This is a genomic window from Chitinophaga sp. H8, assembly GCF_040567655.1.
Classification (GTDB): Bacteria; Bacteroidota; Bacteroidia; order Chitinophagales; family Chitinophagaceae; genus Chitinophaga; species Chitinophaga defluvii.
This window is the reverse complement of sequence record NZ_JBEXAC010000002.1, coordinates 710265-730241: the sequence shown is the minus strand read 5'-3', so window position 1 is coordinate 730241 and position 19977 is coordinate 710265. Positions and strand designations below refer to the sequence as shown.

The window sequence follows — 19977 nt, the reverse complement described above, 5'->3', positions numbered from 1 at the left end:
CATTAGCAAATCACAACTTACAATATTTTATAAAGTCATGTTGCCAAAGTATAAACGTATTTTGCTCAAATTGAGCGGTGAGGCCCTGATGGGGGATGCAAATTATGGAATTGATCCTAAGGTAATTGCCCAGTATGCTCACGACATAAAAGCCGTTACAGACCTGGGGGTACAGGTGGCTATTGTAATTGGTGGCGGGAATATTTACCGGGGAATGAATGAAGCGGAAACTGGTATTGAAAGAGCCCAGGGTGACTATATGGGCATGCTGGCCACCGTTATAAACGGAATGGCTATGCAAAGCGGACTGGAAAGAGCCGGCCTCTATACCCGTTTGCAATCTGCTATTAAAATGGAACAGATTGCAGAGCCGTATATTCGCCGTCGTGCTATTCGTCACCTTGAAAAAGGCCGTATTGTAATCTTTGGTGCCGGTACCGGTAATCCTTATTTTACAACTGATACGGCTGCTTCCCTGAGAGCCATTGAAATTAAAGCGGATGTTATCCTGAAAGGGACCCGCGTAGATGGTATTTATACAGCAGATCCTGAGAAAGACAGTACTGCTACCCGCTTTGAAACCATCACTTTTGCGGAAGTATATCAGAAATCACTGAATGTGATGGATATGACCGCATTTACTTTATGCCAGGAAAACAAACTCCCGATTATCGTTTTTGATATGAACAAAACCGGTAACCTGCTACAGGTAATCATGGGTAAAAATATAGGCACCCTCGTAAAAGGGTAATGTAAACAGCGCATGATCAATGAAAGATATGACAGGCAGTAATAAGTGCCTGCCCGTTATCTGCCATTGATCATGCGTTTTTATTTATAAGGCGCCTTTAACAGCTGCTTAACCCGTTTGAAAGGCAAAAACAACGTTACCTGCCCCAATGCATAAGGCCCAATTTCATAGGGAGTATAACTGAAAGCTACCCCGGTATTAGTGATAAAAAAATTGTTATTAGGTGGGATACTGCTTACCAGCAACTGCCCGTCGAGCGATTCATGTTTGGTGATCCCGAATTTTTCCCGGAAAGCATCATCCAGTAATGGGCTCAGGGCTGTTTGATAACCAGGCTTGAACACATCATCCGGTGTAAGCACTTTTTGCCGTGCCAGATCCAGTACCTTAAAAAAGGAGCCCCCATTGCCATGTGCTCCCCCTGTAAAATCATAGCTGCTTTTTTCAAGTACCAGCAGCGGGTATTCATTCCATACAATTTTCATATCGCCGTCGGCACTCCAGTTGTAGGAGGCTGTTTGGTCATTGTCGAGATCTTCTTTGGCAATTTCCCTTGCTGTAGTGCGGTATATTGCCATAAAGGAATCGATGCTGACCCTTACATATTGCGCCGGTTCATGTATGGCCTGGCTACCGGTAATGGCATTTTTAATAAAAGCAGCTGTTTTAGGAGCAATACCCGTCACAGGCCATATAATGCTGTTGGTGGCATTGCCTATCGGTGATTTAGGATGTTCCGGGAATAGTACCATAGAATCCGTAGCATAGTATACATCAAAACGGATGGCATTGGTGAGATCGGTGGAAAGGGTAAAAGGATATGCCGTTGTATTGCCATGCCATACGCCTTTAAAGGTACCATCATCTGCCAGCAGCCCATTGAAGAAATTTTCCCCGCCTTGCTGGCTGCGGATATCCTCATATAAGGAAACCCGTGAGCCATCCAGGCTGCCCCAGATACCAATTGGAACGCCGGTTTCATCATAACAGTAATAGCCCCTGTAGATTTCAGGCCCTGTTTTTAATAATTGCATGGTAATAGGTTCATCGTTCAATGTACCTTTGAGCTGGGTGTAAAAGAACGGGGAGGAAGCCATAGGAACCGCAATGGTATCGCGTTTTCCATTAGCAGCAGCAACCTTATTTTTAGGGCCGCTTTTTTGCTGGCATGATAGCAGGGAAGCCGTGGCTATCACAAACAGCAAGGACAATCTTTTCATAAAATGATTTATATCAGGAATCAAAATTACTACTATCCCGCAACATTTAATTTGCCAGGTGCTTAATACCTTTGTAAATAGAAAATAAGTGATTACCCAGAAAAACAGGAGTGTATGTTAAATCAAAAGATAGCAGCCCTGCGTAAGGATTACCAGCTGGCATCCCTGGACGAACAGGAGGTAGCATCAGATCCTTTCCGGCAATTTGAGAAGTGGTGGCAGGAGGCCAATAATGGTGAACTGGATGAACCTAATGCCATGACGCTGGCTACAAGTACAGCCGGGGGGCATCCATCTGCACGTATCGTATTGCTGAAAAGCTTTGATGAGGAAGGCTTTGTTTTTTTTACCAATTATGAGAGCCGCAAGGCCCAGGAAATGGCGGAGAATCCGCATGTATCATTGTTGTTTTTCTGGCGGGAATTGCAAAGGCAGGTGCGTATAGATGGCACCGTTAGCAAGGCATCGCCGGAAATAAGTACGGAGTATTATAACAGCCGGCCATTGGGAAGCAGGATAGGAGCCATTGCATCCCCTCAGAGTAAGGTGATTGCAGACCGTTCCTTTCTGGAAGAACAGGTAAAAATAGTAACGGAAAAGTATGTACTGGAGGCGCCACCACGTCCAGAGTATTGGGGAGGGTATGTAGTAAAGCCCAGTGCGGTAGAGTTCTGGCAGGGCCGTAGCAGCCGCTTGCATGACAGGATACTGTATTCACTTACGGCAGCAGGAGATTGGAGTACTGCGCGATTGGCACCGTAACCGGATTATGATTACTCATTGTCAATTACGAATTACTTATGGCGGATAAACCAACAAGTGTAGCTTCCATTCGTAATTCGTAATTGCCGATTTCGTAATTACTATGCTTTCTTTTCTGCAGTTTTAGCGGCAGTAGCTTTCTTAGTTTTTGCAGGTCTAACTTTACCGAATGATTTGTTAGAAATCTTGCCTCTTTTGGTTTTGACATCACCTCTACCCATAAAATAATTTTTTGTTTTTTTATTGATTATTGTTTGTTGTTAGGCTGGCTGAGCGGTTGCTCTTACCTGCTTAACAGGTGCAAATTAGTGTAATTCGCGTAATTCGTATAATAGCAGACAAAAAAAAGCAAGAAACAAAAATGTTCCTTGCTTGAATAAGTTGTGCTAACTGATTAAAGCTTGTCAGATAAAGCTTTACCAGCTTTGAACTTAGCAACTTTCTTAGCTTTGATCTTGATGATCTGGCCAGTCTGTGGGTTTCTACCGTTACGTGCAGCACGTTTAGAAACAGAGAAAGTACCGAAACCAACCAAAGTTACTTTTCCACCTTTTTTCAAGGTATCAGCAACAGCTTTGGTGAAAGAATCCAAAGCTTCGTTAGCCTGGGTTTTAGTGATGCCAGAGTCTTTGGCTAATTTGTCGATTAATTCGGCTTTGTTCATAGTTAGTAAGATTTAACTAGTGAAAAAATGTTTGATGTGAGCAAATATAGCGCGTTTTATCAGACTACCAAATTTTTTACATCTTTTTTCTGCAAAATTTTATCGGCTGAAAAAGGCTACAGGTAACGCTTACAGCAGATTAGTGTATAGCCTGGCTACACAGGGGATCCGGTGTGGTTATAGCCAAATCCTTTGCAGTAGCCCATTTACATGGTTTTTTACTATAAACGCTGATCTTTTCCAACTATTGTACCAAACTCCCAATGCCTTGAAAATAGTGGATTTCCTGTGGATAAATATAAGGTCTAGACTACTTGCATTACTGTCCGAAATGCCACAAAACGGTCACCAAACTGCCCAAAAGCCTTTTGATTAAAGCTTGCAGCATGTTCCTGGATGTAGGTTTGATAGTTTTCCAGCGTGTCTGAAAAGTACTGAATGGTGTAGGTGGGGCCATCCTGGTCATCCTGCTCCAGGAGCCGGCAGATGCGGTAATCATGGAAAAGCCCGGTAGCCATTATCTCCGGGATATGTACTTCTTTCATCCATTCCAGCCAGTATTGCTGTATTTCGGGAGATATTTTGATGGTAATGTTAAAGATAATCATATGTAAAAGCGCCAGGGGACTGCTTCTCAAAGCTTTCTTTACCTGCAGGAAGAAGGGTTTGATGAGCTGCCCCATTTATTTAAAGCGTATTGAAAAAGCAGGTCATTTATAATGCCAGTTCCAGGTATACGGGGCAGTGATCCGAATGTTTCACTTCCGGTAATATCCGGGCGCCTTTCAGCTTGTTTTGCAGGGGGGTACTTACATTGATATAGTCAATACGCCAGCCCTTGTTATTGGCCCTTGCATTGGCCCGGAATGTCCACCAGCTGTAATGATGCGGATCCTTGTTGAAATGCCTGAAAGTATCCACAAAACCACTTTCAAAGAATTTGTCCATCCAGGCACGTTCTTCCGGCAAAAAGCCGGTAGATTTTTTATTGCCGACCGGGTCATGGATATCGATCGCCTTATGGCATATATTATAGTCACCGCAAACGATGAGGTTGGGCCGGGTTTTCCTTAGTTCTTCCAGATAGCCGAAAAATTCGTCCAGCCATTGGTATTTATAGGCCTGTCTTTCCTCTCCACTGGTACCGGAAGGGAAATATGTATTGATCAGTGTAATATCGCCAAAATCAAGCCTTATAAAGCGTCCTTCGGTATCACTTTGCATGAACCCATTGCCATATTGTACAAAATCAGGCTTTATGCTGGTTAATACTGCTACACCACTGTATCCTTTTTTTTGTGCCGGGTACCAGTAATGCTCAAAGCCTAATTTTTCAAACTGTTCAAAATCCACGTTTTCCTGATGGGCTTTTATTTCCTGTAGGCATACAATATCCGCGGGATTGCTTTTCAACCAGTCAGTGAACCCTTTGGTCATAGCAGAGCGCAGACCATTTACGTTATAAGATATGATTCTCATTAAATTAGCTTTTAGCTATTAGCCTTTAGCAATTAGCTTATTATGTTTTGTTGTATTAACTAGTTTCGGGTTATTGGCGTTAGTTGATGAACCTGAATTGACAGGTTAAAAGCTAATAGCTAAGGGCTAACAGCTTCTTACATATCATACTCCAGATTGGGCCTCAGCCATTTTTCGGCTTCTTCCACGGTCCAGTTTTTACGTTTAGCGTAATCTTCTACCTGGTCTTTTTCGATCTTACCTACACCGAAATACTTCGCCTCAGGGTTAGCAAAATACCATCCACTTACGCTGGCAGCAGGGTACATGGCCAGGGATTCGGTGAGGGTGATACCCGTATTTTCAGTAGCATTTAGCAGGTCAAACAGTTTGTATTTTTCGGTATGTTCCGGGCAGGCAGGATAACCTGGTGCCGGGCGGATACCTGCATATTCTTCTTTGATCAGGTCGTCATTGGTGAGTGTTTCATTGCTGGCATACCCCCAGAATTCCTTACGTACCCGAAGGTGCAGGAGTTCTGTAAAGGCCTCTGCCAGCCTGTCAGCAAGGGCTTTCAGCATAATGCTGCTATAATCGTCATGGTCAGCTTTGAATTTATCCAGCCATTTTTCGATTCCTATTCCGGCAGTTACTGCAAAGCCGCCGATATAGTCCTGTTTGCCGGTACTTTCGGGTGCAATAAAATCAGCCAGTGACATATTGGGTTGTCCAGCCGCTTTTTTGATCTGCTGACGGATAAACTCCAGTTTAACCGGTGCAATTTCCGGTTGTTCCGGGGTTACCTGTAAGGTATCCGCACCAACAGCATTGGCAGGATAGATCCCAATTACAGCTTTGGCTCCCAGCCATTTTTCGTCAATGATTTTCTTCAGCAGGGCACGTGCGTCGTTATAGAGTTTGGTAGCTTCCACGCCTACCACCTCATCTGTGAGGATCTGGGGGAATTTGCCATGCAGTTCCCAGGCAATAAAAAAGGGCTGCCAGTCGATAAATTCTGCTATTTCTGCCAGGTCATAGTCTTCAAAAACCTTAACACCTGTCATTTTCGGTTTTACCGGTTGGAAGGTATCCCAGTTGATCGGAGCTTTATTGGCCTGTGCTTCTTCGATTTTCAGGTATTGTTTTACTGTTTTTTTACTGCGGAAAGCCTCATTCAGCTTGTCATATTCTGTCCTCACATTTTCCAGGAAATTACTTTTCAGCGCCTTGTTCAGGAGGCTGCCGGTAACTGTTACGCTGCGGCTGGCATCCAGCACGTGTACTACCCCATGCACATATTCGGTAGCAATTTTCACGGCAGTGTGCGTACGGGAAGTAGTAGCACCACCAATCATCAGCGGAATATCAAAGTTCTGGCGTTTTAATTCACGGGCCACATGCACCATTTCATCCAGGCTGGGGGTAATCAGGCCACTCAGCCCGATAATATCTACTTTTTCCTCCCTGGCGGTTTGTAATATTTTTTCTGTAGGCACCATTACCCCAAGGTCGATGATCTCATAGCCATTACAGCCAAGCACTACACCTACAATGTTTTTACCGATATCATGCACATCCCCCTTTACGGTAGCCAGCAGGATTTTACCTACCGCTTTCACCACACCGCCATTCAATTCTACCAGGCGTTTCTTTTCCTCTTCAATGAAGGGAGTTAATACGGCCACGGATTTCTTCATGACACGGGCACTTTTTACCACCTGTGGTAAAAACATTTTACCAGTACCAAAGAGGTTACCTACGATGTCCATACCAGCCATCAAGGGGCCTTCAATTACATCCAACGGTTTAGGGTATTTTAACCGGGCCTCTTCCGTATCTTCATCAATATAATCTGTAATACCATTTACCAGTGCATGGCTGAGGCGCTCTTCCACGGTGCCTTTCCGCCAGGATTCATCTTTTACGATCACCTTGCCTTTGGACTTGATCGTGTCTGCAAAATTGATCAGGCGCTCCGTAGCATCATCGCGGCGGTTGAGGATGGCATCTTCGCAGAGTTCTCTTAGCTGAGGTTCTATTTCGTCATAGATCTGGATCATCCCCGCGTTCACAATACCCATGTCCATGCCGGCATTAATAGCATAATACAGGAATACGGCGTGCATGGCCTCGCGCACTACATCATTGCCCCGGAAGGAGAAGGATACGTTACTAACACCTCCGCTTACCTTGGTGAGCGGCATCAGGGCCTTGATCTGGCGGGTAGCTTCAATGAATTCTACTGCGTAGTTATTATGTTCTTCAATACCGGTAGCGATAGCAAAGATGTTAGGATCAAAAATGATATCCTGTGGATCATAGCCTACTACTTCGGTCAATATTTTATAAGCCCGATAGCTGAAACTTACTTTTTTCTCCAGGGTATCTGCCTGGCCCTGTTCATCAAAGGCCATTACCACTACGGCAGCGCCAAAGCTTTTACAGATAAATGCCTGTTCGATAAACTTTTCTTCCCCTTCTTTCAGGCTGATGGAGTTTACAATACATTTACCCTGAATACATTTCAGCCCTGCTTCAATTACACTGAACTTACTGGAATCGATCATGATGGGAATCTTACAGATATCCGGTTCAGCAGCGATCAGGTTCAGGAAGGTGGCCATTGCTTTTTCCCCATCCAGCAGGGCGTCATCCATATTAACATCCAGTATCTGTGCACCGTTTTCTACCTGTTGACGGGCCACGGAGAGAGCTTCTTCGAATAACCCTTCCCTAACCAGGCGGGCAAACTTTTTAGAGCCGGTTACGTTGGTACGTTCACCCACGTTCAGGAAGTTGGTGCCAGGTCTTACCACTAAAGGTTCCAGTCCACTTAAGCGCATATAAGGCTTAATGACCAGTCTTCCTTCATTTTCATTGTTGATAGCGTCGGTAGCGGGATCAGAGATACTGTTTAATATAGTGTCGCTCATTTTGCGTAGTTGGATTTTAGTAAGTTATTAAGGTTGTTTTAGTATGGTTTTTATACCAGTTCCTTTACAACGATGGGTAACTTACGGGGTTTTATATTTTTCACATGTTCGGCAATATGCTTGATGTGGTCCGGAGTGGTACCGCAGCATCCGCCTACTATATTTACAAAGCCTTCTTTGGCAAAATCTTCGATAATATGTGCCGTTTGATGCGGCTGCTCGTCATACTCGCCAAAGGCGTTGGGCAGGCCGGCATTAGGGTAGCAGCTCACATAGCAGTTGGCAATCTGTGACAGTTCTGCGATATGCGGGCGCATTTCTTCGCCGCCCAATGCACAGTTAAGGCCTACGGAAAAAGGGCGTGCATGCATGATGGAGATATAGAAAGCTTCCAGTGTTTGCCCGGTAAGGGTTCTGCCGGATGCATCTGTAATCGTTCCTGAGATCATGATAGGAAGCTCCGGGATATTGTTTTGCCGGAAGTAATTTTTGATAGCATAGATGGCTGCTTTTGAGTTGAGCGTATCAAAAATAGTTTCTATCAGCAGAATATCCACACCACCATCTACCAGTCCTCTTACCTGTTCTGTATAGGTAGCAGCTACTTCATCAAAGTATACAGAGCGGAATCCGGGGTTATTTACATCCGGAGAGATAGATAATGTTTTGTTCAGCGGGCCGATAGCACCAGCCACAAACCTGGGTTTATCAGGATTTTTGGCCGTATACTCTGCAGCTACTTTTTTGGCGATCCGTGCTGATGTTACATTCAGTTCATAGGCCAGGTCCTGCATATCGTAATCAGCCATCGCAATAGCAGTACTGCTGAAAGTATTGGTTTCAATAATGTCAGCACCTGCTTCGAGGTATTCCCGGTGTACGGCCTCTACTATTTGCGGTTGCGTAATACTCAGCAGGTCATTATTGCCCTGAACATCCGTGTGGTAGTCTTTGAAACGGGTTCCCCTGTAGTCTGCTTCCTGGAGTTTGTAACGTTGAATCATGGTGCCCATTGCACCGTCAATGATTAAAATGCGCTCATTGGCGCAGTCAGCTAAAGATTTCATGTTGGTTGCGTGTTTATTAGTTACGGTTAAAGAAAGATGAATGATGCCGGAGGTCGAACAATAAACAAATCCACCCTACGGGTATTTGCAAAGATAAGTAAACTCTAAATGATTATATAATATGATCGGGCGTGCCTTTTTATAATAGGGATATAAATTTTGTCTATATATCGAAAAAAGTTTTTGGTTAGTCTATAAAGTCTACTATATTTGTGGAGTAATAAGGAGCAATTCTTATTCGATTTATACAGAAGAGGAGAGAGAACAGGCTCTATGACCCTCTGGCAACCATCTTATCCGGGATAGGAAAGGTGCCAATTCCTGATCCATTACGGAATATATAAATCGTTCATTATCATGCTAATTAAGATGTATTACTCAAATTGCCAGCACCTCCGGGATTATCTGCCTGAAACAGTTGAACAACCCGCCATCCGCACCAAGATGGAAGCAGGGATATGTTGTTGTTGATAACGTACCGTTTCAATACCATCTATTCATTACCTGCTAAGTTTACCAACCATGACCATTTCAAAGCATATACACCTATTACGGCAACACCTTGCCCAATTAGGCCTGGAAGCTGTACCTGCTGTGCATTCTGGGGATCAGTCTGAGATATTTAAAGTTTGCTTTTTAAATAAATATGAAATGCAGCAATGGAAAAAGCTGCGTAAACAACCGGCTTCGGAACAATCAAAAACCAACCAACCTGATTTAAAGCATACCCGTAGCGGGCGCTAACTCTTTTTCATAACGTGGAATTACAGGTTAAACGAAGACGGGTGCTGTTAAGCACCCGTATTTTTTTTATGCGCTTTTAAACGCAGGGGATCAAAATAGCGGTTAGCTATTGGCTGTTAGCTTTTAGTTGTATGCGGCGGATGCGCTGTGTGGTAATATTGCCTCACATGCTGTTTTTATAACATGCTGTTCATAGCCTTTTATGCACTATTCATACTCTATCTATGCTTTAACTATGCTTTAACTATGCTTTAACCATGCTTCAAGGTAGGCTTATTCATACCTTTAGAACGCTTTTACTATGCTTTTGCTATGCTTCAACTATAGCTCAACCATACCTTTAGAACGCTTTTATTATGCCTTTGCCATGCTTTAACCATGCTATAAGGCAGGACTTACACTATTTAGCTATATTTTGCCGGCAGCTCTTCCCTGCTGGATTTCAGCTAACAGTTGTTTTTTATCGTTGAACGTAGCTTTCCAGCGGCAAGCGGTTGGAGATGGAGCGTGCCAGGGTCATTTCATCCGCGTATTCCAGTTCACCGCCAAACGCAATGCCCCTGGCAATGGTGGTAATCTTAACGGGGTAGTCCTTGAGTTTTTTGGAAAGGTAGTAGATGGTCGTATCCCCTTCGATAGTAGGACTTAATGCCATAATTATTTCTTCTATGGCTTGTTGTTGTACCCTTTCTACCAGGGAATGGATGTTTAACTGGTCCGGGCCAATACCATCAATGGGGGAGATGATCCCCCCGAGTACATGGTATACCCCGTTAAACTGCTGGGTATTTTCTATAGCCATTACATCACGGATGCTTTCCACCACACAGACGATGTTTTTATGACGTGTAACACTGCCGCAAATGCTGCAGATATCTTCATCAGACACGTTATGGCAAAGCTTGCAGAACTTGATATGCTGGCGCATACGGGCCATCACTTCGCTAAACTGCTGTACCTGGTTCACATCTTGCTTTAGCAGGTGTAAAACGAGGCGCAGCGCGGTTTTTTTGCCTATGCCGGGCAATTTTGCAAATTCATTTACCGCGTTTTCAATCAATGCAGAGGAAAAAACCATAGTGTAAAGGTACTTACGAAAGATCAATTTCAGATAATGGCAGGCACAGGTTTGCCATTGGGCTGAGGTGGCAGCTATAATTCAAGATTAATGGGCACCAGCCAGTTGGCCTTTACATTTTCCTTTTTAGGGAAGCTGACCACCCTTTCCGGCTGCCTTTTAGGAGAACCATAATATACCCCACGATCCCATACGCCATTTCCGTTCTGGTCCAGCAGCACCCTGATCTCGTATTCACTGGGCTGCATCAGCTCCTGGTACCAGCTGCCGTTTACTATCCTGCCGCTGTATTTGATGGTTTTATCCTTTACCAGCTGGACAATGAAATGGATGCTGGTATCCTCCTGCAAGGCCGCTTTGGTGCTGTCGCTGAGTGTCAGTTTTACCCGCACTTTACCATAATCATTAACACTTTTGGATTTAAAGCTCACCGTATCCGCTTTTGTTAATTGCTGGCCCAGCGTATCCGTGGTGGCAGTTTTAGCCATGATTAGCTGATAGGGCATTCCTTCTTTCCAGTCGTAATGCAGTAATATCCTGGAATGGGTAGAGTCCAGGCTGGTGGTAAAGGTTATTGGTGTACGCAGGGTATCTTCTGTAAGGGATATCTGGGTAGAGTCAAATGCTTTAAGCGGGATATTAAACGACAGCGATAAGGGTTGTTTAAGTTCCTGCAAGCCTTGTTCCAGGATCGCCGTCATATGCAGCTTAGGTTGTTTCTTCTTCTTTTCTTCCTTTTCCTCCGGTGCAGCTTCTTCTTCCTCTGCTATCAGGCTGGAATCTACAGGTGCTTTGATCGTACTGTCTTTTTCCATGAAAAGCAGGAGGGTGATATCTTTCACATTGGTTTCATGCAGGTGCAGTAAACTATCCGCAAAAGCAATCTGTTCTGTGGGCTGATTGTATTGCAGGTCGCGGTCTTCCTCCTTCAGGGCAAATAACTTGTATTGGCCCGGTGCCAGGTTTTTAAAACGGAAGCTGCCATCCCCCTTGGTTTTGGCATAATACACCGGTTTTTCTTTGGCTACTACAGAATCGTCGATATTCCGGTAAAGCATTACAGCCACGTTACTATCTACCAGGCCTGTTTCTGCTGCGATCAGCCTGCCTGTTACCTGTAAGGAATCGAGATAGTCCCCTGTGGATACAACATACTGAAAGTCTTCGATAAAGTTCCGTTCATTTACATCCCTTACCGCATCTGCAAAGTTGAAGGTGTAGGTAGTATTAGGCTGAAGGGTATCTTTTATTTCCATCGTTAGTGTCCGTAGTTTGGGCGTAACGGTGGGGGTACGTTTCAATGTAGGTGATACGATCAGTTTCTCAATCACATTATCCAGTTCAATATATTCATCAAAGTAAAAAGTAACCTTTTTGCTTTTGAAGTGAAGGGAAGAATCCGGAGGGTTTACGCCCAGTAACGAAGGCGGAATAGTGTCCCTGGGGCCACCACCGGGCGGCACAATATTGGCACAGCCGGAAGAGAAAATGAATGCTATTAATATCAGCCAGACAGCCCAGCCCCTGAAGTATTGATTCATGTTACCTGGATCCTATTGAATTATACAATTATTACAAATTGACTGCAAACTTACGTAAAAGAGTTTGCAGTGTATGGAATTGCCGGAGGGGCAGTTCCAGCAGGTTATATTTCCTCTTCTTCCTCCATGTGTTCGTGTAATGCAACGTATAACTTATTGTCTTTCACAAAATTACACCATATGCAATCCTCCTTGCCGCAGCCGGTATAAAATTCCTTGTTTTGTATTTTAGTCCAGGTATCGGTGATCTGCTGGCTCACAGTAGTCATATCTTCTTTGGTAATGAACACCTTCTCTTTATGATACTGTTTTTGTTTGTTAGGCTCAATGAAGTCAAATTCGGTGCTCACCACTGTCCAGTTCTTTACCCGGTAGTTGTCCAGCAGTAGTTTATAAAATACAGCCTGCCGCCAGTAATCGCCCCCGTTGGGGTTGCGTTCATTGGGTTTTTCAAATTTCTTATAGTCTTTGATGGCCTTTTCGTAGTCGCCGGTTTTGTAATCCACCACATTAATATCGCTGCCATCAAATTCCAGTTTATCCACCTTACCTTTAATCGGCACTCCATTAATGACTACGTTTCGGATATTGCGTTCTACGCTCACAATTGTATTCCATTTACCGATATAGGTATCGTAATAAGCCGTCAGGATATCTTTTCCATATTCCATCCGGCGGTCAAAAGCCTCTTTGGTAAAACATTCCCGGTTGCGCATCATGCTCCAGCGGAAGTCGCGCAGGAACTCTTCCTTGGTGGGGAATGCATTATTGTTTTCCTGCATTTTCTGGAACAGCTTTTCCAGTGCAAAGTGTACCGCAGAACCAAACTCTGTGTTTTCGGAGCGGCCGGTAGGTACCCTGACCAGGTTTTTATAAAAGAACCCTAACGGGCAATCCAGGTAGTTGTTCAGGGCGGTTACATTCATAACAAAGTTACTCAGCATCGCATCCACAAAAAGCTGGTCTACCCGTGCAATTTCAGGGGCCTGGTCTTTAGCATAGTGTAACGATTCAAAATCGAACATCACTTCATCAGCGAGTTCTATCCGCTCATTGGGCAGCTGGTGGTATTCCAGTATCTCTGCAATAAACATACTGGGTTCCAGCGGTTTCCCGTCCTGCCGGAATTCGGGGTAACTGATATACAGGTGTTTTTCTGCCCGGGTAAGCGCTACATAAAACAGGCGCCGGAGTTCCTGTTCGTCTGTAGAAGTAGCTTCTGTAGTAAATACTGTGTCGGGGAAAGAAAAACCGGTACTGTTTTTCCTTTTCTTTTCCCACAAGTGGGAGTTGGTGCCCGCCATGAATACATATTCAAATTCCAGTCCTTTGGAGCCGTGCCCGGTAATCAGGTTAATCCCTTTTTCATTACCGGAAACCTGTACCTGTTCAATGGGAATATTATTGCTTTCCATGAGCTTCACTATCTGCATGAGGGAGATGATATTGAGGTCCGGATTGCGGCGTGTTTCTTCTTTGATAAAGTCAAACAGTGATTGCAATACCTTCATCAGCCATATCTTTTCCGGCGATTGCATAATATGGCTGAGTATCCCTCCTTCATTCACCATATTGGCAAAAAGTTGTTGCAGGGTAACGTTATGTGCTTCTTTGATCCATTTTTCCAGTGTACGGCTCAGGCGTATCAGTTCATCGTCCGGCGCTTCTGTAAATAATGACAGGTTACGGGTTTTTTGCCAGTCATGCAGGAACTGCCGGATGGATGTTTTTTCCTGGAACCCTTTTTCAGCTACTTTGATGCTTATTTTGGCCGCGTCTACCGGATGGATTTTATAGAAGTCATAGTGCATGATTTCAAACAGGAGGTCATCGCCGCTATTGGGCGTTTCCAGTTCACTGGCTAAATAACGCAAGAGGTTAAGTATTTTCCTGGCAAACGGGACATTAAAAAGGTTGATGTTCCGTTTGGAATAAAAGGGTAATCCTTTCAGCCGGAAATATTCTGCCAGCTCTTCCCCGTATTTGTTTTCCCGGTAAATAACGGCGATTTTCCCCGGAGCTACCCCATCCTGGATAAGTCCGGTAATAGCCAGGGTGATGCCTGCCATTTCATCTTTGGGAGTATTATACCGTCTGATAACGGGAGGGATATTTAAGGGTACCAGTTTATCATTGCTGGCCAGCAGTTGTTTGCTGAGTCCGGGTAATTGATTCACCAGCCTGGAGTTGCCATTGTTGTCTATCAAAGACATGGAAGCATCCAGGATGTTTTGTACCGAACGGTAGTTTTGTGTAAGCACGATGGTATGCAGTGTTTGCACAAAACTGGTCGCAAACTGGGCCATGTTTTCTACGTTGGCTCCCTGAAAACGGTAAATAGACTGGTCATCATCACCCACTACAAACACATTGGGGGTTTCATCCCCGCTGATCAGTAATTCGATAAGTTTGTTCTGGGTACCGCTGGTATCCTGGTATTCGTCTACCAGTATATATTGATAACGTTCTTTATAATCTGCCAGGAGGTGGGGATTTTCTTCAAAGGCCCGGATCACCCAGTTGATCATATCATCAAAATCATAACGGTTGGCCGCATGCATTAAGCCCTGAAATACGGTAAACTGCTCTACTGCCGCCTGTAGCCGAGCCATTTTTTCCGCTTCTATTTCAATTTTATCGGTACGTATATCACCTTTCTTAAAGTTTTTGGTAGCCCGTTTGCAGATAAATTCTTCCCGTTCAGGCAGGCTATCCAGGTAGGCTTTTATACGATCTTTGATGAAGGCCACGGTCCATCCTTCCCGTTTCATATTTGAAAAGAGGGAAGCCAGGTTTTTCATATCAAAATAGACATCTCCCCGGTAGCGTTTCAGAGGATTTTTCTTATCAAATCCGTCAATCAGTTTTTTCAGCAGCTGGATCTTTTCCAGATCAGAAACGGGGTCCAGGGAAGTTTTATCAAACATGCCGAGGTTGTCCTGGATCACTTCATTGCAAAAGGAGTGAAAGGTATGTATGTTTACCCGGTAGGCATCAGGTCCTATAAAGTCTACCAGGCGTTTACGCATAGCTACAGTACCTGCATCCGTATAGGTAAGGCAGAGAATATTTTGTGGCAGAAAGTCGGTATCCCTCAGGATTTTGCCGATACGGGAAGCCAGGATTTGTGTTTTCCCGGTACCTGGTCCGGCAATAACCATGACGGGTCCTTCAGTATTATCTACTGCTTCCCGCTGCCGTTCATTCAGCCGCTGATATACATCCTGGAAGCGCTGGTGGTATTGTTGTGTTTCGCGGGAAATCATAGTTGAATATATAGTATTAAGTGCATTCTGCTGCTGTAAAATGGCAAATTTACATCAACAGCGTGGAACTGATATAGGTATAGGGAGATTAGCACAGTGCATATTTGCGATGAGCACCGGAATGTATACAATAAAGCAGGGGCAGGAAATGACTGTCAGCATGGGACAGCAGCAGCAGATAAACAGGTTGCCGGAGCCTGCAATAACTGCCTGTCTGGGAGTTGGCAGCAGATGTGTGGGTTATTGGAACAGATAGCCCCTGGCTATTAAAAACTGCCAGGGGCTATCTGCTTTGAATATAAGCTATTGCGGAGGAGTAACGGCTTTAGACAGCTGGTCGCCGGTATAGAGTTTCACTGTTTTTAGTCCTGTTTTAGGCAAAAGCCCCAGCCATACAGGGGTGATGGTAGAAGATTGTTTTTCTGCCCCTACCGCCACGAAATGCATTTCTGCATTGTTGTCATTATCATTGGTGGCCGACAGTAATTGTATCTGCGTATTATAGGCAGTAGCAGGCATGGTAGCCGCAATGACCACGTGTGTACCAAAATCAGGGGTCACTATTTCATTGGTCATTGTTTTGGCCACTCCAAAAAGGCTGTCAAAAGAAGTCTGGTTATCGATTACCCAAAAAGTGAGACTATCGCTTATTTTAATATTGTTTTTAACAAAGTAATTGGACAGGGGTTGTACGTCCAGGGCTGAATTGGCAGCTGGCTGCGCCGCCAGGGAAGTATCTGCGGTAGTATCCGTTGCATTGTTATTATTGTTGGAAGTGGTGGTGTTATTACAGGCCACGGCTATCAGGGTGCTGAATGCAAGGAGTATGTATTTAGTCATGAACAAAGGGTTTTTAGTAATTAAATATAACACTTAATAGGAATGCAATGTTCAGGCCATTTTGGTAGCATGCGTATTAATAGCCTCCGCCGGAATACCTGTTCCTGGGTTTGCTGGCTGGCTGGTATTGGCTGTTATTAGATGAGTGAAAATATTCATATGGAGGAGGTAGTAGGTACTATATTATAAAATAAATATTAAAGTGCTTCTTTATTAGAAAAAAATATTCTTATTTAGGCCTCAATAATTTAATTTATATAGTAAGTGTGGAGATGCATATAGGTACTTTATAGTAGATGATCCCGTTATGGACGAGTATCGACGCGTTGTCACAACCAAATACCCGCACCAAAATCAGCCTACAGCAGTTAAAGGACTATCATCCCGGTAAAGTAATATGCCTGGAAACCATAGCCAGCTAATCAGCAGGTAGTGGGAGCTGTTGTTTTTATAAAACAGGCATATCAACGAACTGGCAATAGTTAAAGCAGTAAAATGATCACTAAAACGAATATATGAAAAATGAGTTGAAGCAGGTGTTGCAACTTCCGGTAATTGTAGCTGCACTTGGATATTTTGTAGATATCTATGATTTGCTGTTATTCAGTATTGTGCGGGTACAGAGCTTGCAGGATCTGGGGGTATCACCGGATCACCTGTTGGAGAAGGGGGTATTTCTGATTAACATGCAGATGATAGGGATGCTGATAGGGGGTGTTTTATGGGGTATTATGGGAGATAAGAAAGGGCGGTTGTCTGTATTATTTGGTTCTATCCTGATGTATTCCCTGGCCAATATTGCCAATGGTTTTGTACAAACAGAGCTGCAGTATGCGATCCTGCGGTTAATAGCTGGTATTGGTTTAGCAGGGGAGCTGGGAGCTGGTATTACCCTGGTAGCAGAAATACTGCCCAAGGAAGTGCGTGGGTATGGTACTTCGCTGGTAGCCGGTGTAGGGCTTTTGGGAGCGGTACTGGCAAACATTGTTTCGGAAATGTTTGATTGGCGGATGGCCTATATGATAGGAGGCGGACTGGGGTTATTGTTGTTGATCATGCGGGTAAGCATTAGTGAATCCGGCATTTATAGTGCGGTAAAAAAGCAAAAGGAGGTAAACAAGGGGAATTTCTTTGCACTGTTTGCCAATAAGCAGCGGTTGATGCGTTATGTACGTTGTATATTGATCGGGTTACCTATCTGGTTTGTGATTGGCGTATTGATGACATTCAGTCCGGAGTTTGGCGTAGCCTTTGGCATTACCACAGCAGTATCTGCTGGAAAAGCGGTGATGTATGGTTATATAGGACTTTCCATGGGAGATCTGATAAGTGGCGTGCTGAGTCAGCAGTTGAAAAGCAGGAAAAAGGTGGTAGGGCTGTTTATCGCCTTTACTACGATGGCCATGCTGGTGTATCTGTATTATCCATGGAGTACTGATGGGGGATTGTATTTCTGTTGCTGGCTGGCCGGAATGTCTATTGGTTATTGGGCGTTGTTTGTAACAATTGCTGCCGAGCAGTTTGGTACCAATCTGCGTGCCACGGTAGCTACCACCGTACCTAATTTTATCAGGGGAGCGGTAGTGCCTATTACCTTCCTGTTTATGCAGGCAAGAACGGTTTGGGGAATTATCACTGCTGCCCTGGTAGTAGGGTTATTTACTGTAGCCATTGCAGTATGGGCATTGTACAAGCTGGAGGAAACCTACCACCGGCAGTTGGATTTTACGGAAGCAGATGATGATCAGCTGGTACCGGTAAGAGATTAGCAGCAACCAAGGTATAATAAAGCCCGCACGGTAAACAAAATTGTTTAAGCCGTGCGGGCTGCTTATTTATAACCATATATTTTCAGGTAGCCGCTTAAGTTAGTAGGCCTTGAAAATATGGTAAGCATCTTTTTCCAGTTGTTCGCGGTGATCCGGATGAGCAATCGCAATAAGTGCCCTGGCTCTTTCCTTGAGATTCTTTCCCTGCAGGTAGGCCACCCCGTATTCCGTTACCACATAATGTACATGAGCCCTGGTAGTTACTACGCTGGCCCCTGGCTTTAGCTGGGATACAATACGGGAGATACCTTTATGTGTAGCAGACGGAATGGCGATAATAGGCTTTCCTCCGGTGGATAAAGCTGCCCCCCGCATGAAGTCCATTTGCCCGCCTACACCACTGTACTGTTTAAGCCCTATTGAGTCGGCACAAACCTGTCCGAAGATATCTATTTCAATAGCGCTGTTAATAGCAGTTACTTTAGGGTTTTTACGTATAGTGGTAGGATTGTTGACGTATTCCACATCCAGCATACGTACAATCAGGTTATTATCCATAAAGTCGTACAGGCGTCTGGATCCGATAGCAAAGCTGGAAACGAGGATACCTGGATGTATGGTTTTATGTTTGCCGGTGATCACCCCTTTTTCTACCAGGGAAATAATACCATCGGAGAACATTTCGGTATGAATACCCAGGTCTTTATGTGTAGTAAGGCATTGCAGTACCGCATTGGGGATACCTCCAATACCCATCTGAAGGGTAGCACCATCATCAATCAGGGAGGCTACATGATGTCCTATCTGCAGTTCTGTATCAGAAGGCGGTGTTATCTGTTGTTCGTAAATGGGGTAGTTAACAGTTACCAGGGCATCTATATCATTAATATGGATCACACCATCACCCAATACGCGGGGCATATTGGGATTTACTTCCGCGATAATGATCCGGGCCATGTCAATGGCTGATTTAGATACATCACAGGATACGCCCAGTGTGCAGTATCCGTTTTTGTCCGGGGGCGAAACACTGATCATGGCTACATCTATCGGCTGTAATCCGCTGCGGAAATACTTGGGTATTTCGCTCAAAAACATAGGTACATAGTTGGCCCTGCCCTCATTTACCGCCTGGCGTATGTTGCTGCCCACGAAAAAAGCATTTACATCAAAAGCCTGCACATGTTCCGGGCGGGTGTAGGCAGCTTCCCATTCGGTATGGATACTCAGTATCTTTACATTGCGGAGCTCATGGCTACGGTTTGTCATAGCCTGTACCAGTTCTTTGGGAGTGGCGGCGGCAGAATGGATGAAAACGGCATGGCCGGATTGAATCAGTTGTACTGCGTTTGCTGCAGTGGTATATTGTGTTCCCATATTGTTTTGCAAAGCTATCTGGTAATTGTAAAATTAAATATGAGTTAAATCATGTGAAAAGGAAAATAACTTATAATTTTAACCTGCAATTTTATGCTATATGTAATCAACAATAATGTACAGGAATTGTTAATGAGAATGTAGGGATGGTGCTAACTGTGGTGTATGTACTTTTTTGTTTTACCGGCATAATGACCTAATACCTGGAAATATGATCCCTTTAAATGACCGGTCGGGTACACCGAGAGGTACTGTAGTTATTCCACCACCATATTTAAGGCATATCAGGAGGTAAGGCCAGCAGCAAGCTGTCAGGAAAACCGGGTTTATACCTGTTGGTCAGGGATGGCTACTACCCGTTGGAAGCAGGGGGCATGCGTGTGATGGGTAGTGCAAGTCGTTGAAAACGCATCAATTCCGGTAAAAAACGATGCTGGCAGGGTGTGGTCGTGAAATAATGCAGGGTATACAGCGTTTAAATAGTACACCAGGATGGGTGTTTAGCCC

At 44.4% G+C, this 19977-nt stretch carries 15 protein-coding genes and 1 riboswitch; of the genes, 3 read left to right on the top strand and 12 right to left on the bottom strand.

Translation table 11 applies throughout. The annotated features are described in order from the left end of the window. The first annotated feature begins 37 nt into the window (after positions 1–37). Positions 38–751 carry a UMP kinase gene (pyrH, locus tag ABR189_RS16825; protein WP_354661619.1) on the top strand — a complete coding sequence of 238 codons (714 nt, stop codon included), beginning with the start codon at positions 38–40 and terminating at the stop codon, positions 749–751. Between the two features lie 80 nt (positions 752–831). Here pyrH and ABR189_RS16820 read toward each other — a convergent pair whose 3' ends face one another. Then, positions 832–1971: a DUF3298 and DUF4163 domain-containing protein gene (locus ABR189_RS16820; RefSeq protein ID WP_354661618.1), complete on the bottom strand. Its 1140-nt coding sequence runs from the start codon at positions 1969–1971 to the stop codon at positions 832–834. A gap of 114 nt (positions 1972–2085) precedes the next feature. On the opposite strand from ABR189_RS16820, the gene pdxH reads away from it, so the two are divergent. Next, positions 2086–2733: a pyridoxamine 5'-phosphate oxidase gene (gene pdxH, locus ABR189_RS16815; protein WP_354661617.1), complete on the top strand. Its 648-nt coding sequence runs from the start codon at positions 2086–2088 to the stop codon at positions 2731–2733. 101 nt (positions 2734–2834) lie between these two features. On the opposite strand, the gene ABR189_RS16810 is transcribed toward pdxH, so the two are convergent. The 10 genes from ABR189_RS16810 to ABR189_RS16765 form a co-directional block, all read right to left on the bottom strand. Next, positions 2835–2954, bottom strand: coding sequence for a 30S ribosomal protein THX (locus ABR189_RS16810; RefSeq protein ID WP_354661616.1), 120 nt, complete (start codon positions 2952–2954; stop codon positions 2835–2837). 173 nt (positions 2955–3127) lie between these two features. Then, positions 3128–3397 carry an HU family DNA-binding protein gene (locus ABR189_RS16805; RefSeq protein WP_354661615.1) on the bottom strand — a complete coding sequence of 90 codons (270 nt, stop codon included), beginning with the start codon at positions 3395–3397 and terminating at the stop codon, positions 3128–3130. Between the two features lie 305 nt (positions 3398–3702). Next, positions 3703–4080: a DUF4286 family protein gene (locus ABR189_RS16800; RefSeq protein WP_354661614.1), complete on the bottom strand. Its 378-nt coding sequence runs from the start codon at positions 4078–4080 to the stop codon at positions 3703–3705. Positions 4081–4111: 31 nt separating this feature from the next. Then, the gene (locus tag ABR189_RS16795; protein WP_354661613.1) at positions 4112–4876 is read right to left on the bottom strand and encodes an exodeoxyribonuclease III; all 765 of its coding nucleotides are present in this window, start codon (positions 4874–4876) and stop codon (positions 4112–4114) included. 137 nt (positions 4877–5013) lie between these two features. Continuing rightward, complete coding sequence (gene metH, locus ABR189_RS16790) at positions 5014–7788, bottom strand: methionine synthase (RefSeq protein WP_354661612.1); 2775 nt, start codon at positions 7786–7788, stop codon at positions 5014–5016. Positions 7789–7838: 50 nt separating this feature from the next. Continuing rightward, positions 7839–8855, bottom strand: coding sequence for a homocysteine S-methyltransferase family protein (locus ABR189_RS16785; protein ID WP_354661611.1), 1017 nt, complete (start codon positions 8853–8855; stop codon positions 7839–7841). A 240-nt stretch (positions 8856–9095) separates the two neighbouring features. Beyond that, a riboswitch (SAM riboswitch) is annotated at positions 9096–9202 on the top strand. A gap of 857 nt (positions 9203–10059) precedes the next feature. After that, positions 10060–10677 carry a recombination mediator RecR gene (gene recR, locus ABR189_RS16780; protein ID WP_354661610.1) on the bottom strand — a complete coding sequence of 206 codons (618 nt, stop codon included), beginning with the start codon at positions 10675–10677 and terminating at the stop codon, positions 10060–10062. A 74-nt stretch (positions 10678–10751) separates the two neighbouring features. Further along, a complete protein-coding gene (locus ABR189_RS16775; RefSeq protein WP_354661609.1) occupies positions 10752–12218 on the bottom strand; it encodes an Ig-like domain-containing protein in 1467 nt (488 codons plus the stop codon). A gap of 104 nt (positions 12219–12322) precedes the next feature. After that, positions 12323–15484: an ATP-dependent helicase gene (locus ABR189_RS16770; RefSeq protein ID WP_354661608.1), complete on the bottom strand. Its 3162-nt coding sequence runs from the start codon at positions 15482–15484 to the stop codon at positions 12323–12325. A 303-nt stretch (positions 15485–15787) separates the two neighbouring features. Next, complete coding sequence (locus ABR189_RS16765) at positions 15788–16324, bottom strand: hypothetical protein (protein WP_354661607.1); 537 nt, start codon at positions 16322–16324, stop codon at positions 15788–15790. A 515-nt stretch (positions 16325–16839) separates the two neighbouring features. Here ABR189_RS16765 and ABR189_RS16760 point away from each other — a divergent pair. After that, the gene (locus tag ABR189_RS16760; protein WP_354661606.1) at positions 16840–18093 is read left to right on the top strand and encodes an MFS transporter; all 1254 of its coding nucleotides are present in this window, start codon (positions 16840–16842) and stop codon (positions 18091–18093) included. Positions 18094–18192: 99 nt separating this feature from the next. Here the strand turns inward: ABR189_RS16760 and ABR189_RS16755 are convergent, their stop codons facing one another. Then, the gene (locus ABR189_RS16755) at positions 18193–19470 is read right to left on the bottom strand and encodes an acetyl-CoA hydrolase/transferase family protein (RefSeq protein WP_354661605.1); all 1278 of its coding nucleotides are present in this window, start codon (positions 19468–19470) and stop codon (positions 18193–18195) included. Positions 19471–19977: the final 507 nt, after the last annotated feature.